This is a genomic window from Caulobacter sp. NIBR2454, from assembly GCF_027474405.1.
Classification (GTDB): Bacteria; Pseudomonadota; Alphaproteobacteria; order Caulobacterales; family Caulobacteraceae; genus Caulobacter.
In genome coordinates this window covers 1626971-1646959 of the sequence record NZ_CP114871.1, presented here as the reverse complement: position 1 = coordinate 1646959, position 19989 = coordinate 1626971, and the positions used below count along the sequence as shown (strand labels likewise).

The 19989-nt window shown below is 66.5% G+C and carries 17 protein-coding genes; 14 read left to right on the top strand and 3 right to left on the bottom strand.

From position 1 onward, the window contains the following. Positions 1-213 precede the first annotated feature (213 nt). The 10 genes from O5K31_RS08090 to gspN are packed head-to-tail and all read left to right on the top strand — an operon-like array spanning position 214 to position 9223. Positions 214-972 (top strand): type II secretion system protein N, encoded by a 759-nt coding sequence (locus tag O5K31_RS08090; protein WP_269716786.1) that lies wholly within the window; start codon positions 214-216, stop codon positions 970-972. Between the two features lie 11 nt (positions 973-983). Next, entirely contained in the window at positions 984-3026 is a 2043-nt protein-coding gene (gene gspD, locus O5K31_RS08085) for a type II secretion system secretin GspD (protein ID WP_269716785.1), read from the top strand. Then, positions 3023-4501, top strand: coding sequence for a type II secretion system ATPase GspE (gene gspE, locus O5K31_RS08080; protein ID WP_269716784.1), 1479 nt, complete (start codon positions 3023-3025; stop codon positions 4499-4501). The genes gspD and gspE overlap by 4 nt, the downstream gene beginning before the upstream one ends. A 1-nt stretch (position 4502) precedes the next feature. Beyond that, a complete protein-coding gene (gene gspF / locus O5K31_RS08075; protein WP_269716783.1) occupies positions 4503-5711 on the top strand; it encodes a type II secretion system inner membrane protein GspF in 1209 nt (402 codons plus the stop codon). Between the two features lie 9 nt (positions 5712-5720). After that, entirely contained in the window at positions 5721-6161 is a 441-nt protein-coding gene (gene gspG, locus O5K31_RS08070; protein WP_269716782.1) for a type II secretion system major pseudopilin GspG, read from the top strand. After that, positions 6139-6594: a GspH/FimT family pseudopilin gene (locus O5K31_RS08065; RefSeq protein WP_269716781.1), complete on the top strand. Its 456-nt coding sequence runs from the start codon at positions 6139-6141 to the stop codon at positions 6592-6594. The genes gspG and O5K31_RS08065 overlap by 23 nt, the downstream gene beginning before the upstream one ends. After that, positions 6581-6940: a type II secretion system minor pseudopilin GspI gene (gspI, locus tag O5K31_RS08060; RefSeq protein ID WP_269716780.1), complete on the top strand. Its 360-nt coding sequence runs from the start codon at positions 6581-6583 to the stop codon at positions 6938-6940. The genes O5K31_RS08065 and gspI overlap by 14 nt, the downstream gene beginning before the upstream one ends. After that, a complete protein-coding gene (gspL, locus tag O5K31_RS08055) occupies positions 6937-8061 on the top strand; it encodes a type II secretion system protein GspL (protein ID WP_269716779.1) in 1125 nt (374 codons plus the stop codon). Before gspI ends, gspL begins: the two co-directional genes overlap by 4 nt. Further along, positions 8058-8531: a type II secretion system protein GspM gene (gene gspM, locus O5K31_RS08050; protein WP_269716778.1), complete on the top strand. Its 474-nt coding sequence runs from the start codon at positions 8058-8060 to the stop codon at positions 8529-8531. The genes gspL and gspM overlap by 4 nt, the downstream gene beginning before the upstream one ends. After that, complete coding sequence (gene gspN / locus O5K31_RS08045) at positions 8528-9223, top strand: type II secretion system protein N (RefSeq protein WP_269716777.1); 696 nt, start codon at positions 8528-8530, stop codon at positions 9221-9223. The genes gspM and gspN overlap by 4 nt, the downstream gene beginning before the upstream one ends. Here the strand turns inward: gspN and O5K31_RS08040 are convergent, their stop codons facing one another. Further along, positions 9224-9925, bottom strand: a complete 702-nt coding sequence (locus O5K31_RS08040) for a prepilin peptidase (protein WP_332367277.1) — start codon at positions 9923-9925, stop codon at positions 9224-9226. Between the two features lie 53 nt (positions 9926-9978). Further along, complete coding sequence (locus O5K31_RS08035) at positions 9979-10479, bottom strand: hypothetical protein (protein ID WP_269716776.1); 501 nt, start codon at positions 10477-10479, stop codon at positions 9979-9981. A gap of 380 nt (positions 10480-10859) precedes the next feature. Between O5K31_RS08035 and O5K31_RS08030 the strand changes: the two genes are divergently transcribed. From O5K31_RS08030 to O5K31_RS08015, 4 genes are all read left to right on the top strand, one after another. Next, a complete protein-coding gene (locus tag O5K31_RS08030; protein WP_269716775.1) occupies positions 10860-13571 on the top strand; it encodes a TonB-dependent receptor in 2712 nt (903 codons plus the stop codon). Positions 13572-13895: 324 nt separating this feature from the next. Then, entirely contained in the window at positions 13896-16670 is a 2775-nt protein-coding gene (locus O5K31_RS08025; RefSeq protein WP_269716774.1) for a TonB-dependent receptor, read from the top strand. A 134-nt stretch (positions 16671-16804) separates the two neighbouring features. Then, positions 16805-17323 carry an RNA polymerase sigma factor gene (locus O5K31_RS08020; protein WP_269716773.1) on the top strand — a complete coding sequence of 173 codons (519 nt, stop codon included), beginning with the start codon at positions 16805-16807 and terminating at the stop codon, positions 17321-17323. Then, complete coding sequence (locus O5K31_RS08015) at positions 17310-18284, top strand: FecR family protein (RefSeq protein ID WP_269716772.1); 975 nt, start codon at positions 17310-17312, stop codon at positions 18282-18284. The genes O5K31_RS08020 and O5K31_RS08015 overlap by 14 nt, the downstream gene beginning before the upstream one ends. Before the next feature lie 138 nt (positions 18285-18422). On the opposite strand, the gene guaA is transcribed toward O5K31_RS08015, so the two are convergent. Continuing rightward, positions 18423-19985 (bottom strand): glutamine-hydrolyzing GMP synthase, encoded by a 1563-nt coding sequence (guaA, locus tag O5K31_RS08010; RefSeq protein ID WP_269716771.1) that lies wholly within the window; start codon positions 19983-19985, stop codon positions 18423-18425. Positions 19986-19989: the final 4 nt, after the last annotated feature.

Sequence of the window (19989 nt, the reverse complement as noted above, 5' to 3'; positions counted from 1 at the left end):
CATGTTGCTCGACCCTATCCCCCTCAGCTTCTCGGCAGGGGTAGCGGAGTAGTGTGACGCTGTTTCAACGCATTTATGACGCCTGTGCGTAAGTCCGCAGACGTCCGGACGCCCGACCGTCACATACCTGTCTTGCATGCGTCGTATAGGTCCCGCGCCGGGCAACTCGGCGAACTCCCGGGGCAGAGGTTCCACGTGTTCAGAGGTTGGGCTTTGTTCGAGCGTCGCGCCGATCCGGCCGCGTTGCGTCGAACCGCCGAGATCGTGCTTGTCGCCGCCGTGGCTATCCAGGCCGCTCGACTGGCGTGGGCGCTGGCCACGCCGCTGGGTCCGATCGGTGATGCGCCGTCTCCCTCGTCTCTAGCGAACGCGCCGCGCGACCTCACGGTTCTGGCGCGCTTTGATCCCTTCTTCCGCGCGGGTGCGCCGACACTGAGCCTCGATGCGCCGGCCTCCCCTTCGGGCGGCTACCAGCTGTTCGGGGTGCGCACCGATGGCGCGGGCCGCGGCTCGGCGATCCTGGCCGGGTCGGACGGAATCCAGGCTTCCTATGCCGTTGGGGATACTCTGCCCGGCGGTGCGCGGCTGACCCGTATCGCCCCCGACCATGTCATTCTCGCCGACGGCGCATCGCGCCTGCGGATCGGCTTCCCCGCGCCGACAGGCGCCGGCGTCGTCGCGCCGACGCAACCGCCGCCTCCCCCGGCGGATGCGCCGATCGCCTCCATTCTACAACCGCACGTGCGTGACGGCGGCATCGTCGGTTTCGCCGTCCCCGCCTCCGGCGCCGGCGCGGCGTTCTCCGGAGCCGGCCTGCAGCCGGGCGATGTGGTGCTGTCGATCAATGGCCAGGAACTCACTTCCGGCGGCCGCGTAGCCGAGGCCGGTCAATCCCTGATGTCCGGCGGCGAAGCCGAGATTCGCTTCGAGCGAGGCGGCAAGACCTTCACCACCCGGGCGCGTCCCCAGTGAACAGAGACACCGTGAAAAGACTCCTCATCAGCGCCGCCGTCGGCGTCATGGCGTTCGGTCCGCTCGCGACCGGCCCCGCCCTCGCCCAATCGCAGGTCCTCAATCTTCAGGACGCCGACATTCGCGTCTTTATCCAGGACGTCGCTCGGGCCACGGGCCGCACGTTCATCATCGACCCTCGCGTCAGCGGCAAGGTGAGTATCGCCAGCCAGGAACCACTATCGAAGACGGAGCTGTTCGAAGTCCTGCTCTCGACCCTGCGCGCCAACGGGCTAGTAGCGATCCCCGCCGGCGGCGGGGCCTATCGCATCGCGCCGGAACAGGGAGCTGCGACCCAGCCGTCGAGCCTGGGTTCAAGCGGCCAGGGCTTCACAACCCACGTCTTCCGCCTTCGCAACATCGACGCCGACGCGGCCGCCGAGACTCTCAAGCCTTTGATCGGCGCCCAGGGCGTGGTGACCGCCGGTCGTCGCAGCAACACCCTGGTGGTCGCGGACTATGCCGATAATCTGGGCCGCATCCGCGCCCTGATCGGCCAGATCGATCAGGACCGCAGCGTCATCGAAACCATCACTCTGCGCAGCATGTCGGCGCGCGAAATGGCGGGTGTCGTCAACGACCTGCTCAAGGCGCCGGGCGAGGAAAGCAACGCCCGCAACGCGCTGATGTCGGTCCTGGTGGTCGAGAGCAGCAACAGCCTGGTGCTGCGCGGCGACGCGGACATCATAACCCGCCTGCGCCCTGTGATCACCGACCTCGACCGTCGCGCCCAGTCCAACGGCGACGTCCGGGTGGTCCGCCTCCAGCACGCGAGCGCCGAGCAGTTAGTTCCCATGCTGCAGCAGCTGGTGGGTCAGGCTTCGACCTCAACGACCACAACCAGCACGACCTCGGGGACCTCCACCGGTCCTGCCCCTAGCCAGGAAACGGCGCAGGCCGCGACCGTGCGGCCCACCGCCGTGAACGGCGCACGCCCCGCCAACATCGCCCGCTTCGCTGGCGCCAACGCCCTGGTCATCTCCGCCGACGCCCAGACCCAGCAGATGCTGGCCGAAGTGATCCGCCAGTTGGACGTGCGCCGTGAACAGGTGCTGGTCGAGGCCGTGGTGGTCGAAGTGTCCGACGAAACCGCCAAGCGCCTTGGCGTACAGTTCGCCCTGGCCGGCACCAACGGTTCCGCCATTCCGTTCGTGGGCAACAACTTCACCAACGGCGCGCCCAGCCTGTTGGGGCTGGCCGGCGCGGCGGCGGCGAACAACGTGTTGCCGGAGGACTCAACAGCTCTCACCACCCTGCGCGCCGCCGCGTTGGACGCCCTGGCCAATACGACCGGCATGATCACGGGCGGCGCGGGGCGGATCGGCGACGACGCGCTGTTCGGTTTCATCGTCAACGCGGTGAAGAGCGACACCAAGTCGAACCTGCTGTCGACGCCGTCGATCATGACGCTGGACAATCAGGAAGCCTCGATCCTGGTCGGCCAGGAAGTTCCAGTGACCACGGGCGAGGTGCTGGGCGATTCCAACACCAACCCCTTCCGCACCGTGCAGCGCCAGAATGTCGGCATCGAGCTGAAGGTCCGTCCGCAGATCAACGCCGGCGGGGCCGTCACCCTGTTCCTGCGCCAGGAAGTCTCCAGCGTCGCGGGGCCCGTGGCCGCCGGGTCGGACGAACTGGTGTTCAACAAGCGCGAGATCGAGACCACCGTACTCGCGGACGACGGCGACATCATCGTCCTGGGCGGCCTGCTGGATCAGAACGAGCGCGTCTCGGTCGACCGGACTCCGATCCTGGGCGATGTGCCGGGCCTGGGCGCGCTGTTTCGGTCCAAGGCGCGCGAGGGCGGCAAGACCAACCTGATGGTCTTCATCCGTCCCCGCATCATAAAGACGGCCGCCGACGCCCGCGCCGCCACCGCCGCGCGCTATGGCTACGTCCGCGATCAGCAAGGCGTGCGCAAGGGCGAGGTCGAGACCGATCTCGACGCGATGGTTCGCGAGTACATGCAGATCGCGCCGCCCGCCGCGGCGCAACCTGTCCAGCCGGCGTCATGATCGACGAATCCGCCCCCTCGCCCGCCCTGGCCTACCGGTTCGCCCGCCAGCACGGCGTGGTTCTGCTGGGCCTGGATGAGCACGCCCATGTGGGCCTGCGGGAGGGCGCCGATCCCATGGCGCTGGCCGAGGCCCGCCGCGCCCTGGGCCGGCCGTTGAAGATTACGCGCCTGGCTCAGGACGAGTTCGACCGGCAACTGTCGCACACCTACGCGGCTGGCGAACTGGGCGGCTCGACAGGCGATTTCGACCTTCCCGGCGGGCTGGAAGGCCTGGCCGGCGACCTGCCCGCCGCCGCCGACCTGCTGGACACCCACAACGACGCGCCGGTGATCCGCCTGATCAACGGGGTAATCGCCGAGGCCGCGCGCCTGGGCGCCTCGGACATCCATCTGGAGCCTTACGAGGCGGCTCTGCTGGTGCGTTTCCGCATCGACGGCGTGCTGCGCGAGATGCTCAATCTGTCGCCGCGGCTTTCACCCTTGCTGGTGTCGCGAGTGAAGGTCATGGCCCGCCTGGACATCGCCGAGCGTCGCGTGCCGCAGGATGGGCGCATCTCGCTGACCATGGGCGGTCGTTCGCTGGACGTGCGCGTCTCCACCCTGCCCGCCCGCGCCGGCGAGCGGGTGGTCATGCGCCTGCTCGACAAGGATCAGGCCGGGCTCGAGCTGGAACAGCTGGGCATGTCGCCCGAGGCTCTGGGCATGCTGCGCGAGGCGCTGCAGGAGCCGAACGGCATCATCCTGGTCACCGGGCCGACCGGCTCGGGCAAGACGACGACGCTGTACGCCGGTCTTCGCCTGTTGAACGACGCCACCCGCAACATCCTGACCATCGAGGACCCGGTCGAGTACGCCGTGCCGGGCCTCGGCCAGACCCAGGTCAACACCAAGGTCGGCATGACCTTCGCTGCGGGTCTGCGGGCCATCCTGCGCCAGGACCCGGACGTGGTCATGGTCGGTGAAATCCGCGACCCGGAGACGGCGCAGATCGCGGTCCAGGCCAGCCTGACCGGCCACCTCGTGCTGTCCACGGTCCACACCAATGATGCGGTCGGCGCGGTGACGCGTCTGCGCGATATGGGTATCGAGCCGTTCCTGCTGGGCTCCACCCTGCGCCTGATCATGGCCCAGCGCTTGGTCCGCCGCCTGTGTCCCCATTGCCGTGAAGCCCATCCCGCCGATGAGGCAGAGGCCGAGCTGGCGGGCGTTAAGGTGGGCCACCGCCTCTATCGCGCGGTCGGCTGCCCGCAATGCAACGGCGCAGGGTACTCGGGCCGGATCGGCGTCTATGAAGTGGCCAAAATCAACGACCGCATCCGGCGGATGATCGGCGAAGGCGCCGATGAGACCGCCCTCGCAGAAGTCGCCTTCAAGAAGCGGGCTACCCTGCGCAGCGCCATGAGGACCTATGTCGCCGAGGGCCTGACCACCGTCGAGGAAGCGATCCGCGTCACCCGGCAGGATTCGGCCTGACATGGCCGCCTTTGACTACATCGCCATGGACGGGCGCGGGCGGACGCGAAACGGATCGGTTTCCGCGCCGGACGAGGCCGACGCCCGGCGCGACCTTGAGGCGCGCGGCCTCACGCCCCTGAAACTGACACCGTCGTCAGGACGCCAGGCCGCGCCGGCCAGCCTGTTTTCGCCACGGCTCAGCGGACGTGATCTTTCGCTGATCACCCGCCAGCTCGCCACGGTCACCGCCGTCGCCCCGCTGGAGGAAGCCCTGCGGACCATCGCCCTGCAGGCCGAAAAGCCGATCGTGCGCCGCACCCTTCTGGCGGTCCACGCGGGGGTGATGGAGGGCCAGTCGCTCTCCGAGGCCATGACCCGACAGGGCAAGGGGTTCCCGCCGCTTTACCGGGCCATGATCGCCGCTGGCGAAAGCTCCGGCGCCCTGCCATCGATCCTCGACCGCCTCGCCGATCTTCTGGAACGCGATCAGCAGGCCCGCGCCAAGGTGGTCACGGCCATGGTCTATCCCGCCATGCTGGCACTGGTGGCCATGGTCGTGGTGATCGCGCTGATGACCTTCGTGGTGCCCAAGGTCGTGGATCAGTTTGACTCCATGGGCCAGAGCCTGCCGCTGCTGACGCGCATGGTGATCGCCGTCTCCGACCTGATGCGTCACTGGGGGCTGGCGATCCTGGCGATCCTGGCCGTCGGCGGCCTGGTCTTCACCAAGGCGCTGGAGCGCCCTGGATTTCGGCTTTCGGTCGATCGGACCATCCTGGCCACGCCCCTGATCGGCCGATTGATCCGCGATCTTCACGCCTCGCAGTTGGCGCGGACCCTATCGACCATGGTGGCCAGCGGCCTGCCTGTGCTGGAGGGGCTGACGATCACCGCCGCCACCGTGCAGAACCGCGTCCTGCGCGCGGCGACCCAGGACATGGCGACCCAGATCCGCGAGGGCGGCAGCTTGTCCGCCGCCATGAAGCGGGTCGGCGTCTTCCCGCCGATCCTGGTCTACATGACCGCCAGCGGCGAAGGCAGCGGCCGCCTGGAGACCATGCTTTCGCGCGCCAGCGAGTACCTGGAGCGCGAGTTCAACACCTTCACCGCCATGGCGCTGAGCCTTCTGGAGCCGGCGATCATCGTGATCATGGGCGCGCTGGTCGCCCTGATCGTGCTGTCGATCCTGCTTCCCATCCTGCAGATCAACACCCTCGCCGCCGGCTAGGAGCCCATCATGACCAAGACCCGCAAGACCCGCCCCGCCCGCGAGCAAGGCTTCACCCTGGTGGAGCTGATGGTCGTCATCGTCATCATCGGCCTTCTGGCCACGGTGGTGATGGTCAACGTCCTGCCCAGTCAGGACAAGGCCATGCGCGAGAAAGCCCGCGCCGACGTTTCGGTGCTGGAGCAGGCGGTGGAGACCTATCGCCTCGACAACTTCGCCTTCCCCACCAACCAGCAGGGGCTGGCCGCCCTCACGGCCCCGCCGGCCGACCTGGCGCGGCCCGACCGCTATCGCGAAGGCGGCTATATCCGCCGACTGCCGCAGGACCCCTGGGGCGCGCCCTATCAGTACGCCTTCCCCGGCGAACACGGGCGGATCGACATCTATTCCTTCGGCGCGGACGGCGCGAAGGGCGGCGAGGGCGAGAATGCGGACATCGGCAACTGGTGACGCGGGCCGGGCCGACGGCTTCACCCTGGTCGAGCTGCTGGTCGTGATCGTGATCATCGGCCTGCTGGGCAGCGTCGTGGTCATGACCGCGCCCGATCTGTCGCCGCGCCTGTCCACCGAGGCCGAGCGCCTGGGCGCGCGCCTGCGCCTGGCCCAGGAAGAAGCGCTGGTCAGCAACCGCCCGATCCGCGCCCGCATCACCGCACAGGGCTACAGCTTCGAACGTTGGAACGCAGGCGCGTGGGCGCCGCTGGACGGCCGCACGTTCCGCACCGAGACCTGGGCCGACGGCACCTCCGCCAGCGAGGCCAGTGTATTGTTCGATCCGACGGGCGGCGCCGAGCCCGCCACGATCCAGCTTGCGCGCGAAGGACGCCGCGCGGCCCTGACCGTGGATGCAGCCGGGGAGGTCCGCCTCGATGCGGCGCGCTGAACAGGGCTTCACCCTGATCGAGCTGCTGGTCGCCCTGGCGGTGTTCAGCCTCGCGGCCCTGGCCTTGGTCAATGTCGCCAGCGAAAACGCGCGTTCCGCCCACGGTCTGGAGACCCGCGTCCTGGCGGGCGTGGTCGCCGACAACCAGGCGATCGCCTTCCTGACCTCTCCCCGTCCGCCAGCAGTCGGCACGACCAGCGGGATCGAGAAACAGGGCGGCCTGGACTGGCGCTGGACCCGACGCATCAGCCGCACCGCCGACGCCGCCATTCTTCGCGCCGACATCATCGTGTCGGCCCGCAACCGCACTGTCGCCGAAGCCACCGTATTCAGGAGCGCGCGATGAGCCGCTCGACCCTCGAAAGCAAGATGTCGATCCGCACCCTGCTCCTGTTCATCGGACGCCGCCCCGAGGCGCCGCCCGCCTTCATCCTGGCCGACGGCGGCCGCGTCCTTCAGCGCGGCGTCCTGCAAGTCGGCCACCCCCTGCCGCTGGACGGCGCCCGGGTGGTCCTGGTCGTTCCCGGCGAGCAGGTCACGGCCCGCTGGCTGCAGATGCCGCCTTCGCGGGAGGGGGCCGCGCGCAACGCCGCCCGCCTGCTCATGGAAGAGCAACTTGCCGCGCAGGAGAACCTGCATATCGCCGTCGGCCCGCACACGGACGGCCGCAGGCTGGCCGTCGCGGTCAGCCACGCGACGTTGCAGGCCTGGCGCGGGGAAGCGGGGCTCTATGGTCTTCAACCCGACGCGATCGTGCCCGACGCCCTGATGTTGCCCGCACCGCAGGACGATGAGCTGTCGGTTGCGACCATGGACAGCATGACCCTGATCGCCGGCCGTGATCTGGCGGCGACCTGCGAACCGGACGCCGCGGAATACATCATCGGCGACCGACCCGTCCGCCACCTGGATGACGCCCAGCGCGAGGCCGCCTTCCTGTACGGCCTCGGCGAGCTGCGGGTGAACCTGCTACAGGGCGAAGCGGGCGCCGTCGGTGCGGTGCGTCTGCGCGACTGGCGGCTTGCAGCCATCCTGGGCGCGGTGCTGCTGGCCAGCCCCCTTCTTCTCACCCTCGCCCATGCCGTGCGCTTCGAGGCCGGCGCGGCAGTGCTGCGGAACGATGCGCGCCGCCAGGTTTCAGCCGCCCTACCCGGCGCGCCCGCCATCACCGACCCGGTCGCTCAGGTGGACGAACGCCTGGCCCAGCTGGAGCGAGACTCCAACGGCTTCGCCCCCCAGGCGGCGGCCCTGTTCGCCGCGCTGGAAGACCTCGACGGGGCGCAGCTGGAAAGCCTGATCTTCACGCCGGACGGCTCGCTTCGCACGACCGTCAGCCACAACAACTATTCGGACGTGGAGCAGGTGCGCCTCGCCCTGCGGCGCTCCAACCTGGGCGTCCGCGAGGAAGGCTCGCGCACCGAGGGCGAGCGGCTGGTCACCGATCTCATCGTGGGAGCCCGCCAATGAGCCCGCTCGACTGGTTCAAGAGTAGCACCCGCCGGGAGCAAGTCCTGCTGGCCTTGATGGCCGCTCTCGTCGCCGTCCTGATCCTGTGGTTCGCAGTCATCACCCCGCTGAAAGCCTGGCGCGAGGGGGCTGAGCGTCGTTACGACGAAGCCCTGGCGGTCAAGGTGGCCGTGGACCGAGACCTTGCCCGGATCGCTGTACTCGAAAAGGGCTCGGCAGGACGCCCGCGCGCCAGCGGTCCGGTCGAGCAACGCGCCCGACAAGCTGCCGTAGAGGCCGGCCTCGACATCGCTCGCGCTGACACCGTCGACGGCGACCTGGTGGTCTGGCTGGAGGGCGCGAGCCCGACCGCCGCCTTCGGCTGGCTGGCGGCTCTGCATCGTGAGGACATCGCCGTGCGCCGCCTGACCGTGCTCAAGAACGACACCGGGGGCCTGGATGTCGAAGTCGGCCTGGCGGGGCGCTCATGAACCGGGTTCCCCTCCCCGCCGTTTTCGCCGGCGTCTTTGCTTTCGGATTGATTGCTCTGTCGCCGCTGCGGGTAGCCGTGGGACTGGCGGGCGGCGCGGACACGGGACTCTCCGTCAGCCGGATCAGCGGGACCATCTGGGGCGGCGAACTGAAGGACGCCGCGCTGCGGGAACTGGCTCTTGGCGACCTGAAGGCCGGGCTCGATCCGCTGGCTCTGTTCACCGGCAAGACCCGCCTTCGCCTGAAAGGTGACGGCCCCGTGGCGGTGGACGGCGGCGTAGTGCTGGGCCGCAAAGGCTTGCAGCTGTCGCACATGTCGGCCAGCGCGCCCTTGGGAGCCCTTGGAGCGCCGTCGGCGCTCGGCGGCCAACTAACCCTGAAGGACGTCACCGTTCGCTTTCGGGGAGATCAATGCCGCAGGGCTAAGGGCCTGATCCAAGTGACACCGGCACAGGGCCTTCCGCCCGTTTCCGGCCAGATCGCCTGCCGCGGCAACGACGCCGTGGCGATGCTCGAAGGTCAGGGCGACGGGGTGGCCATGCGCATGGATATCCGCCTCTCGGCCAAGGGCTCCTATGTGGTGCGGACTCGGCTGCAGGCCTCCAACCCGGGACTGCTGTCGCTATTTGGCCAGGCCGGTTTCGACGTCGGTCCGCAAGACGCCACGCGCACGGACGCCGGCCAACTGTAGCTAGGCCCCCAGCGGGCCGTAGAGCCAGGTCAGCCAGATGCCGGCGGCGAGGAACACACCAAACGGCACACGCTCGTCGCCGCGCAGGCTGCGCGTCACCGCCGCCTTGGCCAGCACCGCGATCAGCCCGCTGACCGCCGCCCAAAGCAGGATGCTCGGCAGGCCGAGCCAGCCAACCCACGCCCCGCCGGCCGCCAGCAGTCGCCAGTCGCCGCCGCCGAGGCCGTCACGGCCGCGCAGCCGGCGATAGGCCAGGCTGAGCCCGGCGAAGAGCGCAAAGCCTATCGCAGCGCCGATCAGGCCCTCCATCAACCGGCCCGACCCCTCGGCCGCCGAAACCGCGAGGCCCAGCGCCAGCAGTGGCCAAGTCAGCTTGCCCGGCAGCCAGAAATGCTCGGCGTCGAGAACCGCCAGCAACAGCAGTTGCCACCCCAAGAGCGCGGTGAGGAAAACCGAGGCGCCGGCGCCAGTCAGAGCGGCCCAGACAGCGATGCCCAGGCACGCCAGTTCGATCAGCGGATAGCGAAGAGGGATCTTGCCGCCGCATCGCCGACAGCGACCCCGCCAGAGAAGAAAGCTGAGGATCGGCATGAGGTCCAGGACGCCCAAGCGCGTCCCGCAGGAACCGCATGTCGAGCCGGGACGGGTCAGACTCTCTCCGGCCGGCAGACGAACCGAAACAAGACCGATGAAGCTTCCCACCGCCGGTCCCGCCAGGACCGTGAAGATCGGCCAGAACTGTTGGATATCGAGGCTCAGCGGTTGACCACTTTCCAGATTTCATCAGGCGACGCCTGGAAGATCATACCGATGAACCTGAGCGAACGGCCTTCGTCATAGAGCCGGCGCGCATAGTCGATCTGAAAGACGGAGAAGCGTCTACGGCCGGGCTGTTCGGATCTTGTCGGGATGTTCGCTAGACCCCGCAAGGCGCGCAGAAGCGCCGTGGCGCCGCTTCCCGACAGCTCGGTGCAACTCCCGTCTTCCGACGCGAGGATCACCACGACGCCGATCTCCATCAGATCACCCAACAGGCGAATGAGGCTGTCGGTCTCGCGCAGAAAGGCGGACAGATCCTGTACGACAAGCTCGTCGCCGGCCCGCAGCGCGAAAAGCTGATCCTCCAGCTTGCGCGCCTCGGCGCCGCCACCAGCGAAGGCTTTCAGCAACACCGTGGCGCGAGCGCGTTCAAGCACCGCTCGCTGTTCACGCTCGGGTAGATCGGGCAGTCCGCAGGCGATCAAGCCGTAGCGCATCCAGGTCCCTGGCCACGTTGGGAAAGGAGCCTGTCTATCGTGCAGTCATGACGGTTTCGCTGCGATTTCGTGACGGATTGATGCCTAAGTGGTGAGAGCTTGGCGACCGTTGCGCGTGACCATCAACGAAGGGGGCCAATGGCGCACTCTCACCCAACTCGATCATACTCCGGATGGCGTTAGCCTAGAGCTATTTCACGACAGTTCCGCGTCAATTTCGTAGGGGTTTTTCACCCCACCAACCGTCAAAAACATTTCACAAAAAACATCGGCCTGAACCTGTCCCCGCCGGACGTTGTGAACCCTCCCCCGGCCAGACGGCGGGGGGCCAAGCATCAAGGTCACCCCCACCGCGCATCGTTGCCGACAAGGGGATATCCATGACCAAGCCGAGCCTGACCAAATCCAGTCTTCTGACCACAGCCGCTGTCGCCGTTCTGGCTAGCGCGCTTGTCGGTCCAGCCATCGCCGCCGAAGCAGTGGCGGCCGACGCCCCGGCTGACGACGCCGCCCAGATTGAAGAATTGGTCGTCACCGGTTTTCGTAGCAGCCTGCAGCATGCGCGTGACATCAAGCGCCAGGCCGTCGGCTCGCAGGACGTCATCGTATCCGAGGATATCGCCGCCTTCCCCGACCTGAACCTGGCCGAATCCCTGCAACGCATTCCCGGCGTCACCATCTCGCGCGACGCCGGTGAAGGCCGCCAGATCGCCCTGCGCGGCCTTGGCCCTGACTTCACCCGCACCCAGCTGAACGGCATGGAGGTGCTGACCAATACCGCGTCCGGCATGGACAACCGCGGCTCGGTCAGCCGCACACGCGCCTTTGATTATTCGATCTTCGCGTCTGAGCTGTTCAACAAGGTTGTGGTTGAAAAGTCCTATTCCGCCGATCAGGACGAGGGCGGCATCGGCGGCACGGTCGGCCTCTTCACCGCCAAGCCGTTCGACTATCCCGGCTTCAAGGCCGTGGCCTCGGCGAAGGGCCTGTACAACGGCAACACGGAATCCACTACGCCGCGCATGGTCGGACTGATCTCCAACCGCTGGGGTGATTTCGGCGCGCTGGTCTCAGTCGCCTACAGCCGAAACGACATCAACGAATATGGCTACCGCAACTGGGGCTGGAGCCTGATCAACGCCGGCGCGGCCAATGTCGGCCCGGGCGTATCGGCCGCTGACCGCGACCGCTTGGTCAACGCGACCGGCGCCAATCGGGTGCGCCAATCCCAGGCTCAGACCTATTCGACCTGGTACAACGAGCGTGAACGCCTGGGTCTGACCGCCGCCCTGCAATACAAGCCGACCGATCGCTTCGACCTCAGCCTCGATCTGCTCTACGGGACGCTGAGCAACGACCGCGATGAGTTCCAGATGACCTCGGCGGGGGTCAACGCCCTGACCGGCAACGTCACCGGCACCCAACGTCTGAACTCGGTGGTGATCGAGAACAACAGCCTGGTGGCCGCCGACGTGACCGGCGTCGACATGCGCTCCGAGCACAAGGTCTCCCACGACGAGACCACCTTCAGCCAGGCCGTGTTCAACGGCGCCTGGCAAGCGACCGACGCCCTGAGCATCAATGTCCTGGCCGGCTATTCGCGGTCGGAGTTTGAAGAGCCTCTGTTCGACAAGGTCTTCCTGCAATCGACCAACAAGGGAATCTCCTACGATTTCCGCCAGGGCCGCATGGGGGTCAACACCTACAACTTCGACCTCACCGATCCGGCGCAATGGGGCCTGATGCGGGCCGACACCCGCGAGGACGCCATCGTCAGCGAGTATCGCAACGGCAAGATCGATCTCGCCTATGATTTTGGCGGCGGCTCGGTCCTCAAGGCGGGCGCCGAGTACAAGCAGTTCCGCAATAAGGGCTGGCAGCGTTTCGTCCGCGTCGACTGGTACAATCGACCGGTCGTACCGGCGGCGGTGAAGTATGTGGTCAACGAGAAGTCGGTTATTCCGTACATCGTCGCCGACGTGGACGGCACCTACGCCAATACGGGCCAGATTCGTGATCTGACCCCGACCCAGGAACAGCCCGGCTCGGCCTTCCAGCTGGAGGAAAAGACGGCCTCGGCTTTTGTGCAGTACGATCTCGACACCGTCGCCTGGGACCATCGCGTCCGGGCCAATGCGGGCGTGCGCTACTACTCGACCGACCTGACCTCGGCGGGTACGGCGACCCAGGGCGCGGTGCTGCTGCCGGTGGTGATCCAGAGCACCTACGACGGCTTCCTGCCGACCCTCAACCTGGCGGTGGACGTCAACGAGAACGTCGTCGCCCGCTTCAGCGCCAACCGTAACATCAGCCGCCCCAGCCTGTCGGATCTGCGCGCGGCCGGCAGCGTCAGCTTCACTCCGTTCGGCGGCAACATCTCGGCCGGCAACCCGAACCTCAAACCCTTCCTGGCCGACTCCATCGAAGGCTCCCTTGAGTTCTATCAAGGCGATAGCGGCTATCTGGCCCTGAGCGCCTTCTACAAGAACATGGACAGCTTCATCACGGCCGAGACCTCGGTCGTACCCTATGGCTCAACTGGCTACCCGACCCAGTTCCAGGGTCCGGGGCAGGACGCCAGCACGCTGTACAACTTCAATCGTCCGGTGAATGGCGAAGGCGCTTCGATCAAGGGCGTCGAACTGGCCGTTCAGAAGGACTTCGACTTCCTGCCCGCGCCCTTCGACAAGCTGGGCTTCGTCGGCAACGTCACCTATGCGACGGGCAAGTCGGACGTGATCATCGACGGCTCACCTATTTCGCTCGACCTTCTTGGTCTGTCCAAGTGGACGTCGAACGCAACGATCTACTACGAGACCGACCGGTGGGGCGCCCGCGTCTCCAGCGCCTACCGGGACGGCTATCTGGACGGCGCCGGCGGAAACGGCAATGTCGGCTCGGGCTATCACTCGACCAATAACATCGACCTGGCCGCGCACTACAACGTAACCAAGGACCTGAAGGTCGTGGTTGAGGGCATCAACCTCACCAACCAGGCCATCGATCAGTACACCGACATCGCCGCCGACCGCATCCTTGCCTACACCAAGAGCGGCCGCACTTTCACGGTCGGCGTCACCTACGAGTTCTAGGAGGCGTCCCCTCGCTCCTTGGAACCGTCGAGGCCGCCGCCTTTCCCCCAGGGCGGCGGCCTCACCCATCTGGGCGACCAGCGTCCTTCAAAATAGTGACACGCGATCTTTGTAGAGCTTGCGTGCGATCAATTCGGGTGCTCACGGCCGGCCATGGCGATACCGAACGCGGCATTCTGGGCCTCCGCGGCCTGCTGCGCGCCAATACTTCTCGCCACAACGCCCGCCATAGCCAAAGCCCCGCAAGTCGCGACGTTCGACATTCCGGCCGGAGACCTGGGCGCGGCGCTCAACCTCTTCTCAAGGCAGGCCGACGTTCCGGTGATGACTTTCGCTGACATCCGCGGCCGTCGGGCGCCCCCGGTATCAGGCGTGCTGAACCCTCGGGCGGCCCTGTCGCTGTTGATCCGCGGCCAGGGATTGGAGGCGCGTTATGTCGCTGGCGGCTATGTGCTGAGCGCGGCGCGTCAGCGTCCCCCTTCCCCACCGCCGCCCGCTCCGTCCGAGCCGCCGATCGAACTGGATGCCGTGGTGGTCACAGGCTTTCGCGGCGGCCTGCAGCAGGCCCAGGATATCAAGCGCCAGGCTCTCGGCAGCCAGGACGTCATCGTGGCCGAGGACATCGCCGCCTTCCCGGATCTGAACCTGGCGGAATCCCTGCAACGCATCCCAGGCCTGACCATATCGCGCGATGCGGGCGAAGGACGACAGATCGCCCTGCGCGGCCTGGGTCCAGACTTCACCCGCGCTCAACTCAATGGGATGGAGGTATCGGCTTCAACCTCGTCGGGCTTTGACAACCGCGGCTCGGTCAGCCGCACACGAGCGTTCGACTACAGCATCTTCGCCTCCGAACTCTTCAGCCGGGTGACGGTGTTCAAGACCTATTCCGCCGATCAGGACGAAGGCGGCATCGGCGGCGCGGTCGAACTGCGCACGGCCAAGCCCCAAGACTATCCCGGCGCGCGTCTGGCGCTCTCGGTCAAGGGGCTGACCAATAGCGTCACACAGGCAGTCACCCCCCGTGTGGCGGCGCTCGCCTCAAACCGCTGGGGCGATCTGGGCGCATTGGTGTCGGTGGCTTACAGCGAGAACGACATCAACGAATACGGCTATCGAAACTGGGGGTGGACCCCTGTCACTTTCGGCGCGGCGAACATCGGAGCCGGCGTATCCGCTGCCGACCGTGATCGCCTCATCAATGCGACCGGCGCCAATCGAGTGATGGCCCCGCAGGCCCAGACCTGGTCGACCTGGCTTGATCATCGCAAACGTCTCGGGATCACCACCTCGCTCCAGTATACGCCGCAGGGACGTTTCAGCGCGGGCCTGGACCTTCTCTATGGCAAGCTCAGCAATGCCCGAGACGAATACGCTCTGGCCAACGCCGGTCAAAATCCGCTCACGGGCAACGTCATCGGAACCCAGCGTCTCGAGCACGCCGTGATCGAGGGCGGCAGCCTGGTCCAGGCCTCCTTCACCGGGGTTGACCTGCGTAGCGAACACAAGCGCTCCATCGACGCCACGCAGTTCGGACAAGGCGTACTCAACGCCAGCTATCGGCTGGGCGAGCGCTCCATTCTCAAAGCCATGACGGGCTATTCGCGGTCTGACTTCGACGAGCCTGTCTTCGACAAGATTTTCCTGCAGTCGCGCGGCCAAGCGGTCGCCTATGACTTTCGCGGTCCTGGTCGGCCGGGCGTCAACACCTATGGCTTCGATCCCGCGGACGCGGCCGCATGGAGCCTGATGCGTGGAGACACGCGTGAGGACTCCATCGTCAACAGTTTCGCCACGACCAAGATTGACTTGGAGCACGAGAATGACGGCGGATGGAGCTGGCGGGTCGGCGTGCAGCACAAGCTCTTTCGCAATGACGGCTGGCAACGACACGACCGCGTCGATTACGACGGCGCGACAACCGCCGACGCCGTCATAAAGCAGCTCGTCACGGCGAGATCGCTGGGTGTTTATGTGGTCGGGGATGTGGAGCAGACCCTGGCGCGTCTTAGTCAGCGGCGTGATCTGACGGCAGCCGACGATCAACCGGGCTCCGACTACGCGCTCAGGGAGCGCACCATCGCCGCCTATGCCCAGGGACGCTGGGTCGGGGCGGTCTTTGGCCTCAGGCTTCGAGCAGACGCCGGGGTGCGATACTACGCCACCGACCTGCTTTCCAAAGGGATGGTGGACACGGGAAAAAGCCTTAAGCCAGCCAGCATCGCCCACGACTATCGTGGCCTTTTGCCGGCCGCAAACCTGGCGTTCGACCTGCGATCGGACCTGGTCCTTCGCTTGGCGGCCAACCGCAACATCAGCCGCCCGAGCCTGTCCGACCTGCGAGCGGCCGGCAACGTCAACGCCAACCCGTTCGGCGGCACGATCTCGTCAGGCAATCCAAACCTGAGGCCCTTCCTGGCGGACTCCGTTGAAGCCTCTCTAGAGCTATATCGCGGCGCCGACGGCTATGCCGCGATCAGCGTCTTTCATAAGACCATGGACAGCTTCATCACCCTGGAGACCTCGGCGGTCACCTACGGCTCGACAGGCTATCCGCTCGAATTTCTCAGCCCCGGCCAAACCGCGGCGTCGATCTACAACTACAACCGTCCGGTCAACGGGGATGGCGCCTCGATCAGCGGAGTCGAACTCGCCGTGCGCAAGGACTTTGATTTCCTGCCAGCGCCATTCAACAGGCTGGGCTTCGTCGGCAACGTCACCCACGCCATGGGCAAGTCCGACGTGATCATTGAGAACAGGCCCGTCGCGCTCGATCTGTTGCAGCTGTCGCGCTGGTCATCCAACGCCACCCTCTACTATGAGACCGAGCGGTGGGGGGCGCGGATCTCCAGCGCCTATCGCGACGGCTATCTCGACAGTGCGGGCGGCAACGGCAACGTGGGCGGCGGCTACCACGCGGTCCACAATATCGACGCGGCCCTGCACTACGAACTCAGCCCCAAACTCAAGCTCGTGGCCGAAGCGGTGAACCTCACGGACCAGGCCATCGACCAGTACACCGACATCGCCGCCGACCGCCTGATCGCCCGAACAAAAAGCGGCAGAACCTTCACCTTCGGCCTGACCTACGAGTTCTGATCATGACGGTTCAGAAGATCGGATGGCCTGCACCGCTGAACAGGCTGGCGAAAATCGTGCCGGCGGCTGTCCCCGTCCGCCCCTCGCTCGCCTCTACCTCTTCCGAGGACCAGTCCGGGTCTTCGGAGACGACGATGGTCGACGCGCTGGCGGAGTTGAGGCGACATGAACGCAAGCTGCTCGGCTATATCCTTCGCCGTCATCATGACGCCTCGCAGGCCGATGACGTGTTGCAGGAAGTCTTCCTGATCATGATGCAGCAGACCGAAAAGCGTCAGATCGACAACCCCGTCGCCTACGCCTACCGCGTGGCCGACTCGCTGATCTACGCCCAGGCCCGGCGGGGGCGCCTTGAGGAAGGGCTGGGCGATGACGATTTCGCCTGCGAGCTTCCCCTGGCCGACGAGGTGCTGGAGCACCGTCAGCGCGTGGCTCTCTTCCAGACGGCGTTGCAGAATCTGACACCCCTGCGTCGCGACATTTTCATGCGCAGGCACCTCAAAGGTCAGTCGCGCCAAGACATCGCGGACGACCTGGGCATGACCCTGGAAGCGGTCAAGAAGCATCTCTTAAGAGCCATGATCGAACTGTCCCAAAGCATGCCTGACGCCGACGGCCGTATTCTGGAAGGAGGCCCTAATGCCTCTCAATGACAACGGGTCCGACCCGGACATGGATATCCTTGAGACAGCGGCGGACTGGGTCGATCGTCTGGGCGAACTCACCCCCGCAGAACGCCGGGAACTGGAATCCTGGCTGGAGACGGACGCCGAACATCGACGCGCTTTCTCCACCGTGCGTCACGCCTTCATGGACACAGCGCTTTTGACCGCGGCCCGGCAGGTAGAGAGCGAACAGTCTCGCCCAGCCGCCCGCCGCCCCACGGGCGCGTTCCGACCCGCCCTGATCGCGGCCGGCCTGGCCGTCGCGGTCCTGGCCGGCGCTGGCGTCATGTTGACCTTGCCCACACGCCCGGAACCGAAGGTCCCAGCCGAGGCTCCGGTTTCGATCACCCTGGCGACGGCCATCGGCGCGCGCGCCGATCACACGCTCAGCGACAAGTCGGTCGTCCACATGAACGCCGACACCCGATTGGACATCCTGTTCGATGCGCATGCTCGCAACATCCGCCTCACCAAGGGCGACGCGATGTTCGACGTGGCGCATAACGCGGCCCGCCCCTTCACCGTCGCCGCCGGCGGCGCCACGGTGACCGCCGTCGGCACGCGCTTCGAGGTGGATCTGCTCAACGACGCCGTGGAAGTCCGGGTATTCGACGGGGTCGTGAGCGTGCGACATGCAGACCAGCCGGCGCGCCTTTTGAACAAGGGCCGCTGGCTGCTCTTGGCCGCCAACGGATCATCCGCCGGCGGCGACTTCGACCCCGAGACCTATGCATCATGGCGGAATGATTGGCTCGACGCGCGAAACATGCCGCTTGGGCACGTGGTGGCGCGCCTGAATCGCTACGCCGTCCAGCCGCTTGTGCTGAGCGACCCTAAAATGGGCGATTTGCCGGTGACCGGACGCTTCCGGCTCGATCAGCCAGAAGCCTCTCGATCGATGATTCAGGCCCTGCTAGCCGGCTCCGCCGCTGACGAGGGCGGTCACTGATCCGACCCGCGAACGGGCGCCGATGGCCCGAGGAAGCGCGAGCTCCCTCGGGCCGAAGAGGTCATCCCGCATTTGCGCAATCGCCGCCGTCGATGCCTTGTGCGGACTACAGCCGAACCGCACCAGGCTTGCGACCGCTCACTCCCACTCGATCGTGCCGGGGGGCTTGGAGGTGACGTCGTAGACGACGCGGTTGACGCCGCGGACTTCGTTGATGATCCGCGTGGCCGTCTTGCCCAGGACGTCCCAGGGGAATTCGAAGAAGTCGGCGGTCATGCCATCGGTAGAGGTCACCGCACGCAGGGCCAGGACGTTCTCGTAAGTCCGCGCGTCGCCCATGACGCCCACCGTCTTGACCGGCAGCAGCACGGCGAAGGCCTGCCAGATCTTGTCGTAGAGGCCGGCGTTGCGAATCTCTTCGAGATAGATGGCGTCGGCCTGCTGCAGGACGGCGACCTTCTCGGGCGTGATGTCGCCGGGAATACGGATGGCCAGGCCCGGTCCGGGGAACGGGTGGCGGCCGACAAAGTCTTTATGCAGGCCAAGCTCGACGCCCAGAGCGCGAACCTCATCCTTGAACAGCTCGCGCAGGGGCTCGACCAACTTCAGCTTCATGAAGTCCGGCAGGCCGCCGACATTGTGGTGGCTCTTGATCACCGCCGACGGGCCGCCGCGCGCCGAGACGCTTTCGACCACGTCCGGATAGAGCGTGCCCTGAGCCAGGAAATCCGCGCCGTCGATCTTGGCGGCCTCGCGGTCGAAGATGTCGATGAACTTGCCGCCGATGATCTTGCGCTTGGTCTCAGGGTCGCTGACCCCGGCCAGGGCGCCCAGGAACTCGTCTCCGGCGTCCACATGGACCAGGGGGATGTTGTAGTGGTCGCGGAACAGGGTCACGACCTGCTCGGCCTCGTTGTGACGCAACAGACCGGTGTCGACGAAGACGCAGGTCAGCTGGTCGCCGATCGCCTCGTGGATCAGGACCGCGGCCACCGAGCTGTCGACGCCGCCGGACAGGCCGCAGATCACCTTTCCGGTCCCGACTTGTTCGCGAATTTTCTGAACCATCTCCTGGCGGAAGGCCGCCATGGTCCAGTCGCCGGTCAGACCGGCGATGTTGAACAGGAAGTTGCGGTAAATCTTCGCGCCGTTGATCGTGTGGACGACCTCCGGGTGAAACTGGACGCCGTAGATCTTGCGGGTGTCGTCGGCGATGGCGGCGAAGGGCGCGCCGGTCGAGGTGGCGATCACTTCGAAGCCGTCCGGAATCGCCGTGACGCGGTCGCCGTGGCTCATCCACACCGTCTCGACCTCGCCGACGCCGGCAAGCCCGGCGAAAAGCGGGCTGTTCTTGCCGATGGTCAGCTCGGCCCGGCCGAACTCGCCGGCATGGCCGCCCTCGACCTTGCCGCCCAGCACGTCGCACAGTAGCTGCTGGCCATAGCAGACCGCCAGCATCGGCACGCCGTAATCGAACAGCTTGCGGCCAATGCGCGGGCTGTCGGTCTCCAACACGCTAGCCGGCCCGCCGGACAGGATGATGGCCTTGGGCGCGTAGGAATCGACCAGATCCTCGACCTTGTCGAAAGGATGGATCTCGCAATAGACGCCAGCCTCGCGAACGCGGCGGGCGATCAGCTGGGTGACCTGGCTGCCAAAGTCGACGATCAGGACCCGCTGGTGGTTTGTCTCGGCAGTCATTCAG